The following is a 17,242-nucleotide window of genomic DNA, read 5'->3' as shown; positions in this document are numbered from 1 at the left end:
TTTTCGGGGTCATGCTCCAAGGAATGATCGATGGCGGGTCCAGGCGACAACACGCGCAACAAGTCGAAGACGGGGTCTGAAGCCGACAGCTTCAAGCGCGCCGTCACCGTCTGCATGCGCGCGATTGCCGGCGACAAGGAGCTCGAAGTCGGTTTCGCCAAGGATCGGCCGGCGCTCGCCGGCAGCCGCGCCCGGCTGCCTGAACTGCCGAAGAAAGCCTCGAAGGCCGACATCGCCATCACCCGCGGGCTCGGCGATTCCATGGCGCTGAAGCGCGCCTGCCACGACACGCGCATCCACACCAGGCTGGCGCCGGAGGGCAAACAGGCCCGCGCCATCTACGATGCGGTCGAGCAGGCCCGCGTCGAGGCGATCGGCTCCCGCGCCATGCAGGGTGTGGCCGACAATATCGGCTCGATGCTCGAGGACAAATACGCCAGGGCCAACCTCATCGATGTCAAGGACAAGGCCGATGCGCCGATCGAGGAAGCGCTGGCCCTGATGGTGCGCGAAAAGCTGACCGGCCGCGCCGTGCCGAAGAGCGGCGAGCGGCTGGTCGACCTCTGGCGCCCTTGGGTCGAGGAGAAGGCAAGTGCCGATCTCGACGGACTGTCGGCAAAGCTCGACGACCAGCAGGCCTTCGCCCGTGTCGTGCGCGAGATGCTGGCTTCCATGGAAATGGCCGAGGAACTCGGTGACGACCAGGAGACCGAAGACTCCGAAGACAACGATGAAAACCAGCCGCAAGGCGAGGACCAGAGCGAGAAGGGCGGCGAAGACGATTCCGGCTCCGAGCAGTCGCAGTCCGACGATACCGAGGCGTCGTCCGACGACGAGCAATCGGCCGAGACGGAGGCATCCGATGCCACTGCCGACGACCTGTCCGACGACGACGACGCCGATGCCGAGACGCCCGGCGAGGCGCGCCGCAACGACAATCCCTTCACCAATCTGTCGAAGGAGATCGACTACAAGGTCTTCACCACCGCCTTCGACGAGACGGTGGGTGCGGAGGATCTGTGCGAAGAGGAAGAGCTGGATCGGCTGCGCGCCTTCCTCGACAAGCAGCTTGCCAACCTGTCCGGCGTCGTTGGCCGGCTGGCCAACCGGCTGCAGCGCCGCCTGATGGCGCAGCAGAACCGGTCCTGGGATTTCGATCTCGAAGAGGGTTATCTCGACCCGGCGCGGCTGGTGCGCGTCGTCATCGACCCGATGCAGCCGCTGTCCTTCAAGCAGGAGCGCGACACCAAATTCCGCGACACGGTGGTGACGCTGGTGCTCGACAATTCGGGCTCGATGCGCGGCCGGCCGATCACCGTCGCCGCCACCTGCGCCGACATTCTGGCGCGCACGCTGGAACGCTGCGGCGTCTCGGTCGAGATCCTCGGCTTCACCACCCGCGCCTGGAAGGGCGGGCAGGCGCGCGAGAAATGGCTGAAGGAAGGCAAGCCGCCCAATCCTGGGCGGCTCAACGATCTGCGCCACATCATCTACAAATCCGCCGACCATCCGTGGCGGCGGGCGCGGCGCAATCTCGGCCTGATGATGCGCGAGGGCCTGCTCAAGGAAAATATCGACGGCGAGGCGCTGCTGTGGGCCCACAACCGCCTGATCGCGCGGCCGGAGCAGCGCAAGATCCTGATGATGATCTCGGACGGCGCGCCGGTCGACGATTCGACGCTGTCGGTCAATCCGGGCAACTATCTCGAGCGGCATCTTCGCGCCGTCATCGAACTGATCGAGACGCGCTCGCCGGTCGAGCTCTTGGCCATCGGCATCGGCCACGACGTTACCCGTTACTATCGCCGCGCCGTGACCATCGTCGATGCCGAGGAACTGGCCGGCGCCATGACCGAGCAACTGGCCTCGCTGTTTGGCGAGGAAAGCATGCGCGACACGCGACGCGGCGGCATGCGGCGCACCGGATGATTTTTTCGCGGGGCGGCTTTCGGCAGACGCTTTTCGCCGCCACAGCCCTGTTCGTTGCCGGCATCGCCTTGTCGCCTCCCATCGCTGCCGGCACCGTTGCGGTCGAGCCGATCGAAATCTCGGCACGGCTGATAGACCGGTTTCATATCGGCGGTGACGAAAAGCGGTTCGGCCCGCTCGAATTCGTCGGCGGGCTGGAAATGACCTCGCCGTCACGCGATTTCGGCGCGCTGTCGGCGTTTCGTTTCCGCAAGCCCGGCAGTGATTTCATCGGCGTCGCCGACACCGGTTTCTGGTTCTTCGGCACCGTCACCCATGATGCCGACAAGCGCCCATCCGGCATCCAGAATTTCCGTATGCAGCAGATGGCCGACGAGGCAGGCCAGCTGATCGCCGAGAAATGGGAGGTCGACGCCGAAGGCCTTGCGCTCAAGGACGGCATTGCCACAGTCGGCTTCGAGCGCGAACACCGCATTGCACAGTTCAAGATCGAACCGGGCGACATGAAGCCGCCGTTCAGGCAGCTCGACTTCCTGATTCCAGTCTGGGAGCTTCGCCGCAATCGCGGCTTTGAGACCGTCACACACGCCAATCCTGACGGCCAGCACCAAGGCGGGCTGGTCGTGGTCTCGGAAAAGAGCCTCGACAAGGCAGGCAACATCTATGCGGCCGCTATCGAAGGGCCGCACAAGGGCGTCTTCACCGTCAAGCGCAACGGCAATTTCGACATTGCCGACGGCGCCTTCCTGCCGGACGGCGACCTCTTGCTTTTGGAGCGCAGCTTTTCGATGGCCGGTGGCGTCAAGATGCGGCTGCGGCGCATCTATGGCGACAGCGTCGAGAAGGGCGCGGTTGCCGACGGGCCGGTGCTGATGGAAGCTGACATGGGCTACCAGATCGACAATATGGAAGGGCTCGACGTCTGGACCCGCGACGACGGCGCGCTGATGGTGTCGCTGGTCTCGGACGACAACCACTCGATGCTACAGCGTAATCTGTATCTGGAATTTGTGCTGCACGAGGATTGAGAGGCGGTCGGCAAAGGACGGCCGATAACAAGCTACAGCTTGGCGCCGGTTGCGGCAGGCCGGGGTCCGTTGGTCGCGATCCAGATGATTTGGCGTGCGCCGCGCTTGCCATTGGCTCGCACCTTGGCCTCCTCGACCGCGAAGCCCGCCTGCTTGAGCCGGCGGGTAAAGCCGCTGTCGGGTCCCTGCGACCAGACCGCCAGCACGCCGCCGGGCTTGAGCGCTGCTCTCGCGCTGATCAGCCCGGCTACACTGTAAAGGGCATCGTTGGCCCTGTGGACGATCCCTTCCGGCCCATTGTCGACGTCGAGCAGGATGGCATCCCAGGCCGAGGCTTCCGATCGTATGATCTGCCCGACATCCGCCTCGCGAATGGTCACGCGCGGATCGTCGAGACAGCCGCCGAACAGCGAGGCCATCGGGCCGCGCGCCCACGCCACCACGGCGGGCACCAACTCGGCGACAACGATGCCGGCATCGGCGCCAAGCTCGGCAATCGCGGCGCGCAGCGTGAAACCCATGCCCAGCCCGCCGATCAGGATTTTCGGCTGCCTGCGGCCGGCAATCCTTTGGCAGGACAGCCTCGCCAGCGCTTCCTCAGAACCGCTGAGGCGGCTGTTCATCAGCTCGTTCGAGCCGAGCATGATCGAGAATTCGGCGCCGCGTTGTTTCAGGCGCAGCTCATGGTCGCCATCAGGCGTCTTCGCGGTATCGAGTTGGACCCACGGGATCATGCTCGAGAACCTGTGGGCATGATCTTTTCTCTATGCCGCCAGTGCCGGCTGGCTCCAGCGGGCGGCAAGCAGCCGGTAGGGGATCAGCGCCACCACGGCTATGATCAGCTTCACGCCGAGGTCGCCGAGCGCCCATGACACCCAGCGCATGGCCTCGACCGGCAGCACGCCCATCAGCGGCGCGGTTTCGAGCGCAAAGCCATCGTTCGGGCCAGCGAAGGCGAAAGCCGCCGAAAAGGCGATCGTGAAGAACACCGCGGTGTCGAACACCGAGCCGACCAGCGTGCCGACGATCGGCGCCCGCCACCAGCTCTGCCGGCGCAACCGGTTGAACACGGTCACGTCGAGCAGCTGCGCGATCAGGAACGCGGTGCCGGAAGCCGCTGCAATGCGCACCAGCCGGTCGGCAGCCGTTTCGAATTCGATCAGGCCGTAGCGGAACAGCAAGGGCGGGATGACGACCGAGCAGATCACTGCCGCCGTGAAGCCGACAAACACGATCCGGCGCGCCACAGCCGGGCCGTAGCGGCGATTGGCAAGGTCGGTGACCAGGAAGGAGAACGGGTAGGTGAAGGCGCCCCAGGTCAGAATGTCGGCCAGCGACAGGCCGCCAATTGCACCCTGCAGCGGGAACTGCACGAGGACGTTCGACGCCACCACGACAAGCGCCATGGCCGCAACGAAGGGCAGGTATCGGGAGAAAAAGCTCATTTTTTTATCCTGGGTAATGGAACCAGCGAGGTGTCATGCCGAGTTCGGACGACACTTCATTGCTGTTTGGCCATCGGATTTCTCCGAAAACCGCTTCGCACTTTTCGGTCCGATGCCGAAGGCGGTTGCCTGAAAAATCAAGCGGCCGGCTGTTCGGCGAGCTTCTTGGCGATCTGCTTCTTCAGCAGCCGCGCGCGCTGCGACAGCTCCTTGGCGTCGGCCTTGGCCAGGAACGCATCAAGGCCGCCGCGATGCTCGACCGAACGCAGCGCGTTGGCCGAAATGCGCAGGCGCACATTCTGGTTCAAGGCTTCCGAGATCAGCGTCACATTGACGAGATTGGGCAGGAAGCGACGCTTGCTCTTGTTGTTGGCGTGGCTCACATTGTTGCCGGACATGACTGCCTTGGCAGTGAGTTCGCAGGTGCGGGACATGGTTCTAAACCTTCAGTTCTCGGTCTGGCCAAACATTCAACCCGCGCCGGGTGGCGCGCGGTTTCGGTCAGGCGGCCTTATGGAAAAAGTTGGCGTTCCATAGTTGCATTTCGGCGATGCGTCAAGCTCCGGCTTGCGCCCGGGTGTGACGACGTCTTTCACATAAAGGCCGAAATTCAGTCTATAAGCGGTCGCACAAGGAGATGCCAGGCTGGAGTTGCGCGCTTCTGCTGAAATCGAGGATCGATCCCGCCATGCTTCGTTCGTCTCATGCTCTCCTTGCATCGCTCGCCGTGGCGCTGCCGACGGCAATTTCTGCCGCCACGCAACAATCCTTCAAGGGCGAGTATACGGTTTCGGTCCACGGCTTCTCGGTGGCCAAGGCAAGCTTTTCCAGCAGTTACGAAGGCGATACCTATTCGATCGAAGGCAGCGTCTCCAGCGCCGGCCTCGCCACAATATTCGACGACACGCGTGGCACGGTCTCGTCGAAGGGCAAGATTTTGGGCAAGCAATTGCAGCCGCAGGCGTTCCGCGCCGACTACAAATCGGGCGACAAGGCATCGATGATCGATATACAGTTCGCCAACGGCACTGTTACCGCGACCAAGGTCGTGCCTGCGCCGAAGAAGCGCAATTCCAAGAAATGGATACCGCTGGCCGCCAGCCATCTCGCCTCGGTGCTCGATCCGATGGCCGCCACCGTCATCCATGCCGATAGTCTCGACAAGGTCTGCGGGCGCACGGTGAAGCTCTATGACGGCGAGATGCGCGCCGATCTGACGCTGACCTACGAGTCGAAAGGCTCGACCTCGGTGCGCGGCTACGAGGGCGATACCGTCACTTGCCGGCTGGATTTTGAGCCGGTGGCGGGTTATCGCAAGAACCGCAAATCCCTGGATTACCTGAGAAAGCGCAGCCGCATCATGGTGACGTTTGCACCGGTCGGCCAAACCGGCGTATATGCGCCGATCCACGCCACGGTCGGCACGAAAATCGGCACCCTTACCGTCAGCGCGGAGCGGTTCGAAGCGACAGATTAGGCGCGATCGCGCGCCGCCGGAGACGGACATGGGGCGCGCAACACTGATCGGCTTCTCGGCGGTCGCCATGTGGGCGCTGCTGGCGCTGCTTACGGACGCTTCCGGCAAGGTGCCGCCATTCCTGCTCTCGGCGATCACCTTCACGATCGGCACTGGCGTCGGGCTCGTCGCGCGGCTGTTCATGCCGGCCACCGCCGGGAGCGGGAAAATACCGCCGCAAGTGTGGCTGATCGGCATTGCCGGCCTGTTCGGCTATCACTTCTTCTATTTCACTGCGCTGCGCAACGCACCGGCGGTGGAGGCGAGCCTCATCGCCTATCTGTGGCCGCTGCTGATCGTGCTCGGATCGGCGCTGATGCCGGGCGAGCGCCTGGCCTGGAACCATGTCGTCGGCGCACTGCTCGGCCTTGCCGGCACTTTCCTGATCGTCACCAAGGCCGGCGGGATTGCCTTCGACGCGCGCTATGCCTTCGGCTATGCGATGGCCGGCGTCTGCGCCGTGCTGTGGTCGTCCTATTCGCTGTTGTCGCGCCGCTTTCCGTCGGTGCCGACCAGCATCGTCACCTGGTTCTGTGCGGCCACGGCAGCGCTTTCGCTTGTCTGCCATCTGATGCTGGAAGAAACGGTGCTGCCTGTCGGCGCCGGCCAGTGGCTGGCCGTGCTCGGCCTCGGCCTGATGCCGGTGGGCGCGGCCTTCTACGCCTGGGATATCGGCGTCAAGCGCGGCAACATCCAGGTGCTGGGCGCGGCAAGCTATGCCGCGCCGCTGCTGTCGACGCTGGTGCTGATATCAGCCGGTTTCGCCGAACCGTCCCTGCGCATCCTCGCCGCCTGCGTGCTGATCACCGGCGGCGCAGCGCTTGCGGCGAAATCGCTGTTCTTGCGCAAGAGGGCTGCGAGCGAGGCAGGGGCGTGATGCCGTTTCCCGGCGGCATCGACGCCGACGCCAATGCGACGCTGCTGTTTTCGCTGGCCGCCGCGGTGATCTACGCCTTCACCATCGACATGCCACAGACGCTTGCGCGTTCCGCGGTCAAGACGCTGGCCGTGGCAATGCTCGCCGTGCTGGCATCGCTGCAGGGCGGTCCGGGGTTGCTCATCGCTGCGCTGGCGCTCAGCGCCATCGGCGATGCATTGCTGTCGCGCGACGGTGAAAAGGCTTTTGTCGGCGGGCTGGCCAGTTTTCTCGTGGCGCATGGGTTTTACATCGCGCTGTTCCTGCGCTCCGGCGAGCCGGTCGGGCTGCTCTCGGCCGAGCCGTGGCGCGCGGCGATTGCCGTGGCAATGGCCGTGTTGGCGCTCGCCATGCTTTTGCGCTCTGGCGCCGTGTCGGCCCCGCCCTGCGCCTTCCCATCAGCGTCTATATCGCGACAATTTTTGCCATGGGCATTTCGGCGCTGACCCTGAGCAATTTCTGGGTCGTCGGCGGCGCCGTGCTGTTCATGGCGTCCGACGCGCTGCTCGCCTCGGAAAAGTTCCTGCTGAGCGCCATCTCGCCGCACCGCGACTGGACGCGCCGCGCGGTCTGGGTGCTGTATTATGCCGCCCAGCTGGGGATCACGATGGGTTTCCTGCTGGGTTAGGTATGTCGATATTCAGGTGATGCCGGCCTGCAAACGGCGGTTTCCTGCGCTTCCGGTACTCACGTACCCAAACGTACGCTCCGTTCCGGTTCTCGGAATCCACCATTTTCGGCTCGGCCTGACCTGAATCTCGATATACCTAAGGCGTTCCCGGTTGCCAGCCCGGTTCGGCCAGCTCGAAGGCGGCGAAATCGAAGCCCGGCGCCACGGTGCAGCCGGCTAGCGTCCACTCGCCCAGGCTACGCGCCGACTGCCACCAGCCTGCCGGCACAACGATCTGCGGCCGCTCGCCCGCCGCCAATGCCGTGCCGAGCACCTGCTCGATCACCGGCCCGTTTTCCCGATGCATCGACAGTGCCAGCGGGGCGCCGGCATAGAAATGCCAGACCTCGGCGGCGTCCTTGACGCGGTGCCAGGCCGACACTTGCTCCTGCTCCAAAAGGAAATAGATCGCGGTCGAATGGCCGCGAGCGCCTTCCGCGCCATCGCGAAAGGTCTCGGCATACCAGCCGCCTTCCGGATGCGGTTTCAGGCCGAGCGCCGCGATGATTTCGGCGGAACTGGTCATTTTCCTCAGCCCTTCATGGATGCCAGACCATCAACGTGCTCAGAAATTATCCTTGCGCTTGCGTATTTCGGCGAACACTTCGGCGTCGGAGGCGTTCTCCATGCCGAGATGCTTGCGGATTGCCGGATCGTGCCAGCGCAGGAACGGATTGGTCGACAGTTCCTCACCGATCGTGGTCGGCAGCGTCGGCTTGCCGTCGGCGCGCAGCGCTTCGATTTTCGCGGCGCGCTCCTTCAATGCCGAATTGGTCGGGTCGACGGTCAGCGCGAAGCGGGCGTTGGAAAGCGTGTATTCATGGCCGCAATAGACGACCGTCTCGGCCGGAAGCGCCGCGAGCTTCTTCAACGAATCGTACATCACCGGCGGCTTGCATTCGAACAGCCGGCCGCAGCCGAGTGCGAACAGCGTGTCGGCGGTGAACGCCACTTTCGACGCCGGCAGATGATAGGAGACATGGCCCGCCGTGTGGCCGGGCGTGGCGATCACGTCGATCCTCTCCTCGCCGAGGTGGATGACTGAACCCTGCTCGACGGTTTCGTCGATGCCGGGGATTTTTGCCTGTTCCGCTTCCGGTCCGACGATGCGCAGCTTGAAGCGCTCCTTCAGCGCCAGATTGGCCTCGACATGGTCGACATGGTGATGGGTGGTCAGGATCATCGTCGGCGTCCAGCCGGTACGCTCGATCGCGGCCAGGATCGACGCCTCCTCGGGCGCGTCGATGATCGCGGTCTGGCCGCTTTTCGGGTCATGCACCAGCACACCGAAATTGTCGCTGCGGCACATGAATTGTTCGATTTCAACCGGCATCGCATCTCTCCACTGGAGCGGTTCATCGTTTCACGGAAGCGCCGAACCGCTCTAACTCTTTGTTTTGCGCAATTCCGGACGGAAAACCGTTTCACACTTTTCCTGGAATTGCTCTAGAGCGCCGCGCGTCCAGTTGGACGCACAAAGGACGCTTCTGACACTTTTTACCTGCTGCATCGTGTCTTCCGAAATCGAAACCGATTTCTGGCCGATGCAGCAGTCGCCGCAGACATAGGGCGCTTGCCCGCGGATGTCATCGTCTTTGTAGAACTTGGCGCCTTTGTTGAACTTGGACAGCATCGAAGATAGCGTGCCGCGCATGCATTCCGATATCGTCGACCTTCGCTCATTTTATTCGACCACGCTCGGGCGATTGGCCGAACGCTCGATCACCATGGCGTTGTCCTCGATATGGGCTGTCGTGCCCAATGAGCGGCTGGTCGGCCTCGGCTACACCTTGCCGTGGCTGGAGCGGTTCGGCACCGATGCCGAACGTGTCTTTGCCTTCATGCCGGCGACGCAAGGCGCGGTGGTCTGGCCGGCCACCGGGCCGACTGCGACCGCGCTGGTCTTCGATGAGGAATTGCCGTTGGTCGATGCCTCCATCGACCGCATGCTGCTCGTCCATTCACTCGAACATGCCGAGAACCCGCGCGAGACGCTGAACGAAATCTGGCGGGTGCTGTCGCCCGCCGGCCGCGTCGTCATCGTCGTGCCCAACCGGCGCGGTGTCTGGGCCCGTTTCGAGCATACGCCGTTCGGCAGCGGCCGGCCTTTCTCGCGCGGCCAGCTCACCGAATTGCTGCGCGAAGCGAATTTCACGCCCGCGGCCTGGTCCGACGCCCTGTTCTTCCCGCCATCGCGGCGACGCTTCATGATGCGGTTCCACAATGTGCTGGAGCGCGCCGGCCGCAGGTTCTGGCCGATCTTTTCCGGCGTCATCGTCGTCGAGGCGCAGAAGCGGCTCTATCAGGGTGTGCCGGTCGTCCAGCGCGCCTCTCGCCGCGTCTTCGTGCCGGTTTTCTCGCCGCATGGCGCCACAAGGCTCGGCCGGATATCGCCGAGCGGGAAGGCGCCGTCGCCGGGCCGCCGATGACGTTTTCGTGATCGGAATAACGCTTTTTCCCACCTATCTGTCGTGGGCGGGTTTGCTACCCGATTGAGTCGACTTGTTCACCGGTTTCAGCACCGCTTGCGAAGGGTCTTCATCAATGGCCGATCATCCGGATTTCGAGGCCAGCACCAAGCCGATTGCCGCGTCGGTCGAGGCCAGCAGCCTGCGCGACCAGCTGGCGACAATCAGGCTGGCGCTGGCGACGTCGCCGATCCGCAAACAACTGCTCTGGGCCTGCCTCGGCATCGTCGCCGTCATTGTGGCAACCTCGATCGGGCAGGTTCTGCTCAATCGCTGGAACGAGCCCTTTTACGACGCGCTGGCTCGGCGCGACATGCAGGGTTTCCTGCACCAGCTTCTGGTGTTTGCCGCCATCGCCGGCGGGCTTGTGGTGCTCAATGTCGGCCAGACCTGGCTCGACCAGACGATCCGGCTGAAGCTGCGTGAGGCGTTGACCGTCGATCTGATCGGTGAATGGATGCGGCCGGCGCGGGCTTTCCGGCTCGCCAACGCCGGCGCCATCGGCGTCAACCCCGACCAGCGCCTGCAGCAGGATGCCGGGCATCTCTCCGATCTTTCGACAGGTCTCGGCATAGGGCTATTGCAGTCGTTCATTCTGCTTGTTTCGTTCGTCGGCGTCCTGTGGTCGCTGTCTTCCGGCTTCGTCTTCCATGTCGGCGGCTATTCGCTTGCGATTCCGGGCTACATGGTGTGGGCCGCAATCCTCTATGCCGGCACCGCCTCCTGGCTGAGCTGGCTGGTCGGGCGGCCGCTCATCCGCTTCAACAGCGACCGCTATACGCGCGAGGCGGAGCTGCGCTCCTCGGTGGTCCGCGTCAACGAGAATGTCGATGCCATCGCGCTTGCGCACGGCGAGGCCGACGCGCGACGGCGGCTTGAGCTCGACCTCGGCACGGTGCTGGGCGCGATGCGGCGCATCTACAGCGCCCAGATCAATCTTTCCTGGGTGACCGACACCTATGGCTGGATCACTGTCGTCGCGCCGATCCTCGTCGCCGCGCCGGTCTATTTCGCCGGTGACATCAGCTTCGGCGGGCTGATGATGGCTGTCGGCGCCTTCAACCAGGTGCATTCCTCGTTGCGCTGGTTCATCAACAATATCGGCGGCATCGCCGATTGGCGCGCCACGCTGATGCGCGTCGCCGATTTCCGCATCGCGCTTGCTGAAACGGATGTGCTCCACCACAGCGAGAGGCGCATCGAGTTCGGCGAAAATCCGGACGGCAGGCTGACATTCGACAAGCTCGAAATTGCGTCGCGGGATGGATGCACCAAGCTCGCCGAGCCCCATGTCGAGATCCGCGCCGGCGAGCGCGTCATGATCACCGGAGATCCGCGCGCCGGCAAGACGCTGTTCTTCCGCGCCATTGCCGGTCTGTGGCCATGGGGAAGCGGGCGGATCGGCATGCCGGCCGGAGAGGTGCCGGCCTTCGTTCCCCGAAAACCCTATTTCCCGCTCGGCACGCTGCGCGAGGTGCTCGACCACGCCGATGCCGCGGTCAGCGACGCCGAGATCTCGGCGGTGTTTGCCGAGGTCGGTCTCGGGCGGCTGTCATCCTCGCTCGACCGGTCGGCGCGCTGGGAGCGCGAATTGAGCGATGACGAGCAGCGCCTGCTTGCCTTTGCCCGGCTGGTCTTGCGGCAGCCGAAATGGGTGATCATCGATGAGGCTTTGGACACGTTCGACGGCGCGACGCTGCGGCGGGTGCTGTCGATGCTGGAGGCGCGTCTTGCCGACGCCGCGATCCTCAATATCGGCCGTGGCCAGCACAACATTGAATTCTTCCCGCGCTCATTGGCGATCGTGAGAGATTTCGAGCGACCGGCTCTCAAGCCAGTCCGTGTCAGGGCCGGCGCGATCGAACCACCCCCGGCCGTCGCCAAAGCCCGCCAACAGGCATAGCCGGCCGTAAGCTTTATTTTGCCGTGATCACGGCGAAAGATTGCCGGCATCGTTCGGAAGCCTGCGGCGTTGGATTCATGCGACACGCTTTGAGTCTTTGTTTCGATGCTTGTCGTTACCCCAAAACCGCTGCGCGCTTTTGGGCGACCTGCGTCAGCCTGCTTGCCTGCCTAGCCTGCGCTCAGGCAGCACCACTGGCCACGCCCGCCGACACCATTGCCGTGGACGTCGAACTGGTGCTGGCGGTCGACATCTCGCACTCGATGGACGAAAAGGAATTCGCCCTGCAGCGCGCCGGCTATGTCAAGGCGCTGCGCCACCCCGACTTCATCAATGCGGTGCGTTCGGGCGTGAACGGCCGCATTGCGCTGGCCTATTTCGAATGGGCAGGCACCGTCCGCGACGACGCCGTCATTGCCTGGCAGGTCATCGACGATGCCGAGAGCGCCGAGGTATTCGCCGGCAAGATCGAGGCGCGCCCGTTCAGGAGCTTTCGCGGCACCTCGATTTCCAGTGCGCTCGCGTTCGGCGCCAAGCTTTTGGATGGAGCCGCCTTCGACGCGACGCGCAGCGTCATCGACATCTCAGGCGATGGCCCCAACAATATCGGGATGCCCGTCGCCACGACACGCGACGCCGCGATAGCAAAGGGCATCGTCATCAATGGCCTGCCGATCCTGATCAGCCCGTCGCCCAGCTTCAGCCATCTCGACCAATACTATGCCGAGTGCGTCACAGGCGGGCCAGGTTCCTTCGTGCTGCCGGTCTATGCCGCTTCGGAATTCGTGACCGCCATACGCCGCAAGCTGGTCCTCGAGGTCAGCGGTGTTACCGATCCTAATGCCGGTCCCGGGGCCGATCCCGGATCCGTCCCGGTCGATGCGGCAGCAACGGTCGACTGTTTGCAAGGCGAGCGCGGTCGGCGGTTTTTCTCCGATCCGTATTTTCCGGAACTTGATCGCTAGACCTCGACGAATGGCGATCCGTCCCAGATGTCTCCGGACTCCGGCCGGCTGGCCGAAGCGATGGCCGCCGTTACCGCTTCAGCAGGAACACCGCCTGCTGGCCAAAGAAATTCCAGAACCACCATGGCATCGACAGGCCGATTTTCTGGCCATTGGCGTCGAGCGCGGTTGCCTTTTCCACCGTTGCGCCGAGCTCTTCGCAGAGATTGACGAAGTCGCGGATGGTGCAGAAATGGATGTTGGGCGTGTCGTACCAGGAATAGGGCAGGTCCTTGGTCACCGGCATCCGCCCTTCGACGAACAGCGAAAGGCGTACCCGCCAGTGGCCGAAATTGGGGAAGGAGACGATGGCGTGCTTGCCGATCCTGAGCAACTCGTCAAGCACCAGCTTCGGGTTGCGGGTCGCCTGCAAGGTCTGCGACAGGACGACGAAATCAAAACCCTTGTCGGGATAGAATTTGAGGTCCTTGTCGGCGTCGCCCTGGATGACGGACAGGCCGCGTGCCACGCATTCGTTGACGCCGCGCTGCGACAGTTCCATCCCACGGCCGTCGACCTGCTTCGTTGCCTGAAGCAATTCGAGCAGCAGGCCATCACCGGAGCCGACGTCCAGCACCCGCGACTGCGGCGGGATGAGATCGGCGACGACTTCGAGGTCGACGCGCTGGGCGTGGTTGACACTCATGATCGTGCCTTTTGTCTGGCGCATGACCGTGATCCGAAAAGTCTGCGCCTTTTCAGGATCATGCGCTGAGCCCCCTGGCGCGGGCCGCCGACGCGATGAAGCCGTTGATGGCGGCGAACAGCTCCGGCTCGTCGAGCAGGAAGGCGTCGTGGCCGCGATCGGTCTCGATCTCGACGAAGGACACCGAGGCGCCGGCCGCGTTCAGCGCGTGAACGACCGAGCGGCTCTCCTCGGTCGGGAACAGCCAGTCGCTGGTGAAGGAGACCAGGCAGAAACGGGTCTTGGTGCCGGCAAAGGCATCGGCGAGCCGGCCGCCATGGTCGGCGGCGAGGTCGAAATAGTCCATCGCCCGTGTCATGTAGAGATAGGAGTTGGCGTCGAAGCGGTCGACGAAGGTCATGCCCTGATGGCGCAGATAGCTCTCGATCTGGAAGTCGGCGTCGAAACCGAAGGTGAGCGCTTCACGGTCCTGCAGATTGCGGCCAAACTTCCGGTGCAGGGCCGCCTCCGACAGATAGGTGATGTGAGCGGCCATCCGCGCCACAGCCAGTCCCTTTTCCGGGCGCTTGCCTTGTTCGAAATATTTGCCGCCATGCCAGTCGGGATCGGCCATCACCGCTTGCCGGCCGACCTCATGGAAGGCGATGTTCTGCGAGGAATGGCGCGCGCCGGTGGCGATCGGCAGCGCCGAGAAAACGCGCTCCGGATAGCTTGACGCCCATTGCAGCACCTGCATGCCGCCCATCGAGCCGCCGAGCACCGAGAACAGTTTTTCGATGCCGAAATGGTCGACCAGCATCAACTGCGCCCGCACCATGTCGCGGATGGTGATGATCGGCAGGTCGAGCCCGTACGGCTTGCCGGTGGCGGGATTGGTCGAGGCGGGGCCGGTCGAGCCGAGGCAGCCGCCGATGACGTTCGAGCAGATGACGAAGAAGCGGCTGGTATCGATGATCTTGCCGGGGCCGATCAGCACTTCCCACCAGCCCGGCTTGCCGGTCACTGGATTGGTGCTGGCGACATGCTGGTCGCCGGTCAGTGCATGGCAGACGAGGATGGCGTTGGAGCGGGCGTCGTTGAGCGTGCCGTAAGTCTTGTAGGCGATCTGGAACGGTGACAGCAGCGTGCCGGCATCGAGCTTGAGCGGCTTGTCGGCACCGAAACGCAACACCGGGCTCGACGGCTCGTCGGCCTCGTTGTTGGTTCTTTTCGTGCGCAGCGCGACCATCGCATCCTCTTACATCAACCCATCGTGTTTTCCGAAAGTCGATTGCGATTTTCGGGTCGATGCGACTGTCCGGCCGGCTGCGGACAACAAAAAAACCGGCATTGCCTTCGCAAAGCCGGTTACAGGATGCAAACGGCCCTTTAGCGAGTTGTTTAACGTGGCTGCAAGCCGACCGGCCAAATCACCACGGGATTTCGCCTTTCTTTAGGACCGGCGCGCCTCGGCGTCAACGGCCAGTCACGCACCGATCATTGCCGCCTCTCGACATTCCAGGCCACGGCTTGTATTTCCGCGGCGGCTTCCAGTGTGGCGGATCCGAAATTCGCATCGCGTTGGAGCAGCGGAAGCGTTCTCGACGGATTTTTGCAATATGAACCAGGCATCGGATCAGGCACGTCCAACGCCCCGCGCGGGGATCATGGACATCGAAGCCTATGTGCCGGGCAAAAGCACGGCGCCGGCCGGCGTTGCCAAGGTCCATAAATTGTCGTCGAACGAGAATCCGCTCGGCCCCTCGCCGAAGGCGATAGAAGCCGCGCGCGACGTTGCGGCCAAGCTCGACATATATCCCGACGGCACCGCCAGGCGCCTGCGGGAGGCGATCGCCGAGGTGCATGGCCTCAATCCGGCGAACATCGTCTGTTCCAACGGTTCCGACGAGATTCTGGGCCTGCTTGCGCAGACCTATCTCGCACCCGGCGACGAGGCTGTGATCACCGAACACGGCTTCATGGTCTACAAGATCTACATCCAGTCGGCAGGTGCTGTCCCGGTCTCGGTCAAGGAAACCAATGAGCGCGCCGACGTCGACGCGATCCTCGCTGCGGTAACGGCGCGTACCAGGATCATTTTCCTCGCCAATCCCAACAACCCGACCGGCACCTATTTGCCGTTCCAGGAGGTGCGCCGCCTGCATGCCGGCCTGCCTCGAAACGTGCTTCTGGTGCTTGATGCAGCCTATGCCGAATATGTCCGCCGCAACGACTATGAAGCCGGCGTCGAACTCGTGGCTGGCGCGGAAAACGTGGTCATGACCCGCACCTTCTCCAAGCTCGGCCTCGGCGGCGCGCGGATCGGCTGGATGTACGCGCCGATGCATGTCATCGATGCGATCAACCGGGTGCGGGGTCCCTTCAACGTCAACGCGACGGCGATCGAGGCCGGCATTGCCGCGATCCGCGACCGTGCCCATGTCGAGCGAAGCGTGGCGCATAACGAGACCTGGCTGACCTGGGTGAGCCAGGAGTTGACCAGGCTCGGACTGCGGGTGACGCCGAGCGTCGGCAATTTCGTCCTCATCCACTTTCCCGAAGACAAAAAACATTCGGCGGCAGCTGCGGACGATTACCTCTGTGCGCGCGGCTACATATTGCGGCGTGTTTCCGGCTACGGCTTCCCGAATGCGCTGCGCATGAGCATCGGCACCGAAGAGGCCAATCGCGGCGTTGTCGCCGCCCTCGCGACATTTTTGAAAAGCTAGAACACCATGACATCACCGATGTTCGAAAAGATCGCGCTGGTCGGCATCGGCCTGATCGGCTCGTCGCTGGCCCGCGTAATCCATCGCGAAGGCCTTGCCGGTCATGTCGCCATCTCGACGCGCAGCGAAACGACGCTGGCGCGGGCGAAACAACTCGGCCTCGGCTCCTTCTACACGTCGGATGCGAAAGAGGCGGTCGGCGATGCCGACCTGGTCATCGTTTCGGTGCCGGTCGGTTCTTCGGGCGAGGTCGCCGAGGAAATCGCACCGGCGCTGAAGCAGGGCGCGATCCTCACCGATGTCGGCTCGACCAAGGCGTCGGTCATCGCGCAGATGCAGCCGCATGTGCCTGCCGGCGTGCATTTCATTCCCGGCCATCCACTGGCCGGCACTGAAAAATCGGGCCCGGACGCCGGCTTTGCCGAATTGTTCGAAAACCGCTGGTGCATCTTCACGCCGCTACCCGGCACCGATCCCGAGGCGCTGGAAAGGCTCTCGGAATTCTGGCGCCGCTGCGGCTCCAACATCGACACGATGGATCCCCAGCATCACGACATGACATTGGCCATCGTCTCGCACCTGCCGCACATCATCGCCTATAACATCGTCGGCACCGCCGACGACCTGGAGTCGGTGACCAAGTCCGAGGTCATCAAATATTCGGCCTCCGGCTTTCGCGACTTCACGCGCCTTGCCGCGTCCGACCCGACGATGTGGCGGGACGTCTGCCTGCACAACAAGGATGCCATCCTCGAAATGCTGGCGCGGTTCTCGGAGGATCTGGCCTCGCTGCAGCGGGCGATCCGCTGGGGCGACGGCGAAAAGCTGTTCGACCTGTTCACCCGCACCCGCGCCGTGCGCCGCTCGATCATCGAGGCCGGCCAGGACATCGACGTGCCGGACTTTGGCCGGCAGGCAGTCGAGCATCCGGCCAAGGGATAGAGCATCGGACCCGTACCGGTTTTAGGTGAAATCCGATGCTCAAGCAAAAGATAGAGCGGCGGTACCA

At 63.6% G+C, this 17,242-nt stretch carries 17 protein-coding genes, 1 pseudogene and 1 riboswitch; of the genes and pseudogenes, 10 read left to right on the top strand and 8 right to left on the bottom strand.

The window, feature by feature from the left end:
- The first annotated feature begins 30 nt into the window (after positions 1-30).
- Together cobT and AC0L3H_RS09840 are read left to right on the top strand one after the other, a co-directional pair.
- On the top strand, positions 31-1,929 hold the full coding sequence (cobT, locus tag AC0L3H_RS09845; RefSeq protein WP_473585321.1) for a cobaltochelatase subunit CobT: 1,899 nt from the start codon (positions 31-33) through the stop codon (positions 1,927-1,929).
- Positions 1,926-2,957 (top strand): esterase-like activity of phytase family protein, encoded by a 1,032-nt coding sequence (locus tag AC0L3H_RS09840; RefSeq protein WP_473585320.1) that lies wholly within the window; start codon positions 1,926-1,928, stop codon positions 2,955-2,957. The genes cobT and AC0L3H_RS09840 overlap by 4 nt, the downstream gene beginning before the upstream one ends.
- 32 nt (positions 2,958-2,989) lie before the next feature.
- On the opposite strand, the gene AC0L3H_RS09835 is transcribed toward AC0L3H_RS09840, so the two are convergent.
- The 3 genes from AC0L3H_RS09835 to rpmB form a co-directional block, all read right to left on the bottom strand.
- Entirely contained in the window at positions 2,990-3,691 is a 702-nt protein-coding gene (locus AC0L3H_RS09835; RefSeq protein WP_473585319.1) for a spermidine synthase, read from the bottom strand.
- A 30-nt stretch (positions 3,692-3,721) separates the two neighbouring features.
- Entirely contained in the window at positions 3,722-4,402 is a 681-nt protein-coding gene (locus AC0L3H_RS09830) for a queuosine precursor transporter (RefSeq protein ID WP_473585318.1), read from the bottom strand.
- Positions 4,403-4,539: 137 nt separating this feature from the next.
- Entirely contained in the window at positions 4,540-4,836 is a 297-nt protein-coding gene (gene rpmB, locus AC0L3H_RS09825; protein ID WP_023797188.1) for a 50S ribosomal protein L28, read from the bottom strand.
- A gap of 254 nt (positions 4,837-5,090) precedes the next feature.
- Here rpmB and AC0L3H_RS09820 point away from each other — a divergent pair, with 254 nt between their 5' ends.
- The 3 genes and pseudogenes from AC0L3H_RS09820 (at position 5,091) to AC0L3H_RS09810 (ending at position 7,462) form a co-directional block, all read left to right on the top strand.
- A complete protein-coding gene (locus AC0L3H_RS09820) occupies positions 5,091-5,879 on the top strand; it encodes a DUF3108 domain-containing protein (protein WP_091593506.1) in 789 nt (262 codons plus the stop codon).
- A gap of 28 nt (positions 5,880-5,907) precedes the next feature.
- Positions 5,908-6,795, top strand: coding sequence for an aromatic amino acid exporter YddG (yddG, locus tag AC0L3H_RS09815; protein ID WP_473512123.1), 888 nt, complete (start codon positions 5,908-5,910; stop codon positions 6,793-6,795).
- A pseudogene (locus AC0L3H_RS09810) lies at positions 6,795-7,462 on the top strand (lysoplasmalogenase family protein). The gene yddG and the pseudogene AC0L3H_RS09810 overlap by 1 nt, the downstream one beginning before the upstream one ends.
- Positions 7,463-7,601: 139 nt before the next feature.
- On the opposite strand, the gene AC0L3H_RS09805 reads toward AC0L3H_RS09810, so the two are convergent.
- From AC0L3H_RS09805 to AC0L3H_RS09795, 3 genes are read right to left on the bottom strand one after another with little or no spacing between them, the layout of a single operon-like run.
- Positions 7,602-8,030, bottom strand: coding sequence for a cupin domain-containing protein (locus tag AC0L3H_RS09805; RefSeq protein WP_473585317.1), 429 nt, complete (start codon positions 8,028-8,030; stop codon positions 7,602-7,604).
- A 39-nt stretch (positions 8,031-8,069) separates the two neighbouring features.
- Complete coding sequence (gene gloB / locus AC0L3H_RS09800) at positions 8,070-8,837, bottom strand: hydroxyacylglutathione hydrolase (protein WP_473585316.1); 768 nt, start codon at positions 8,835-8,837, stop codon at positions 8,070-8,072.
- A gap of 51 nt (positions 8,838-8,888) precedes the next feature.
- Positions 8,889-9,137 carry a hypothetical protein gene (locus AC0L3H_RS09795; protein ID WP_473585315.1) on the bottom strand — a complete coding sequence of 83 codons (249 nt, stop codon included), beginning with the start codon at positions 9,135-9,137 and terminating at the stop codon, positions 8,889-8,891.
- A gap of 19 nt (positions 9,138-9,156) precedes the next feature.
- Here AC0L3H_RS09795 and AC0L3H_RS09790 point away from each other — a divergent pair, with 19 nt between their 5' ends.
- The 3 genes from AC0L3H_RS09790 (at position 9,157) to AC0L3H_RS09780 (ending at position 12,840) form a co-directional block, all read left to right on the top strand.
- Positions 9,157-9,933 carry a class I SAM-dependent methyltransferase gene (locus AC0L3H_RS09790; protein WP_091593108.1) on the top strand — a complete coding sequence of 259 codons (777 nt, stop codon included), beginning with the start codon at positions 9,157-9,159 and terminating at the stop codon, positions 9,931-9,933.
- A 115-nt stretch (positions 9,934-10,048) separates the two neighbouring features.
- Positions 10,049-11,875 (top strand): ABC transporter ATP-binding protein/permease, encoded by a 1,827-nt coding sequence (locus tag AC0L3H_RS09785; RefSeq protein ID WP_473585314.1) that lies wholly within the window; start codon positions 10,049-10,051, stop codon positions 11,873-11,875.
- Between the two features lie 158 nt (positions 11,876-12,033).
- Positions 12,034-12,840 (top strand): DUF1194 domain-containing protein, encoded by an 807-nt coding sequence (locus AC0L3H_RS09780; RefSeq protein ID WP_473585410.1) that lies wholly within the window; start codon positions 12,034-12,036, stop codon positions 12,838-12,840.
- A gap of 70 nt (positions 12,841-12,910) precedes the next feature.
- Here AC0L3H_RS09780 and metW read toward each other — a convergent pair whose 3' ends face one another.
- Together metW and metX are read right to left on the bottom strand one after the other, a co-directional pair.
- A complete protein-coding gene (gene metW / locus AC0L3H_RS09775; RefSeq protein WP_023797197.1) occupies positions 12,911-13,525 on the bottom strand; it encodes a methionine biosynthesis protein MetW in 615 nt (204 codons plus the stop codon).
- Between the two features lie 58 nt (positions 13,526-13,583).
- On the bottom strand, positions 13,584-14,753 hold the full coding sequence (gene metX, locus AC0L3H_RS09770) for a homoserine O-acetyltransferase MetX (RefSeq protein WP_077372941.1): 1,170 nt from the start codon (positions 14,751-14,753) through the stop codon (positions 13,584-13,586).
- A gap of 120 nt (positions 14,754-14,873) precedes the next feature.
- Positions 14,874-14,951: riboswitch (SAM riboswitch) on the bottom strand.
- Positions 14,952-15,123: 172 nt separating this feature from the next.
- On the opposite strand from metX, the gene hisC reads away from it, so the two are divergent.
- Complete coding sequence (gene hisC, locus AC0L3H_RS09765) at positions 15,124-16,233, top strand: histidinol-phosphate transaminase (RefSeq protein WP_473585313.1); 1,110 nt, start codon at positions 15,124-15,126, stop codon at positions 16,231-16,233.
- Between the two features lie 6 nt (positions 16,234-16,239).
- Positions 16,240-17,175 carry a prephenate/arogenate dehydrogenase family protein gene (locus tag AC0L3H_RS09760; protein ID WP_419694883.1) on the top strand — a complete coding sequence of 312 codons (936 nt, stop codon included), beginning with the start codon at positions 16,240-16,242 and terminating at the stop codon, positions 17,173-17,175.
- Positions 17,176-17,242: the final 67 nt, after the last annotated feature.

The sequence above is a fragment of the Mesorhizobium sp. WSM4816 genome, from assembly GCF_055811535.1.
The sequence above is the reverse complement of the archived record's forward strand: the minus strand, read 5'-3'. Positions and strand labels throughout refer to the sequence as shown.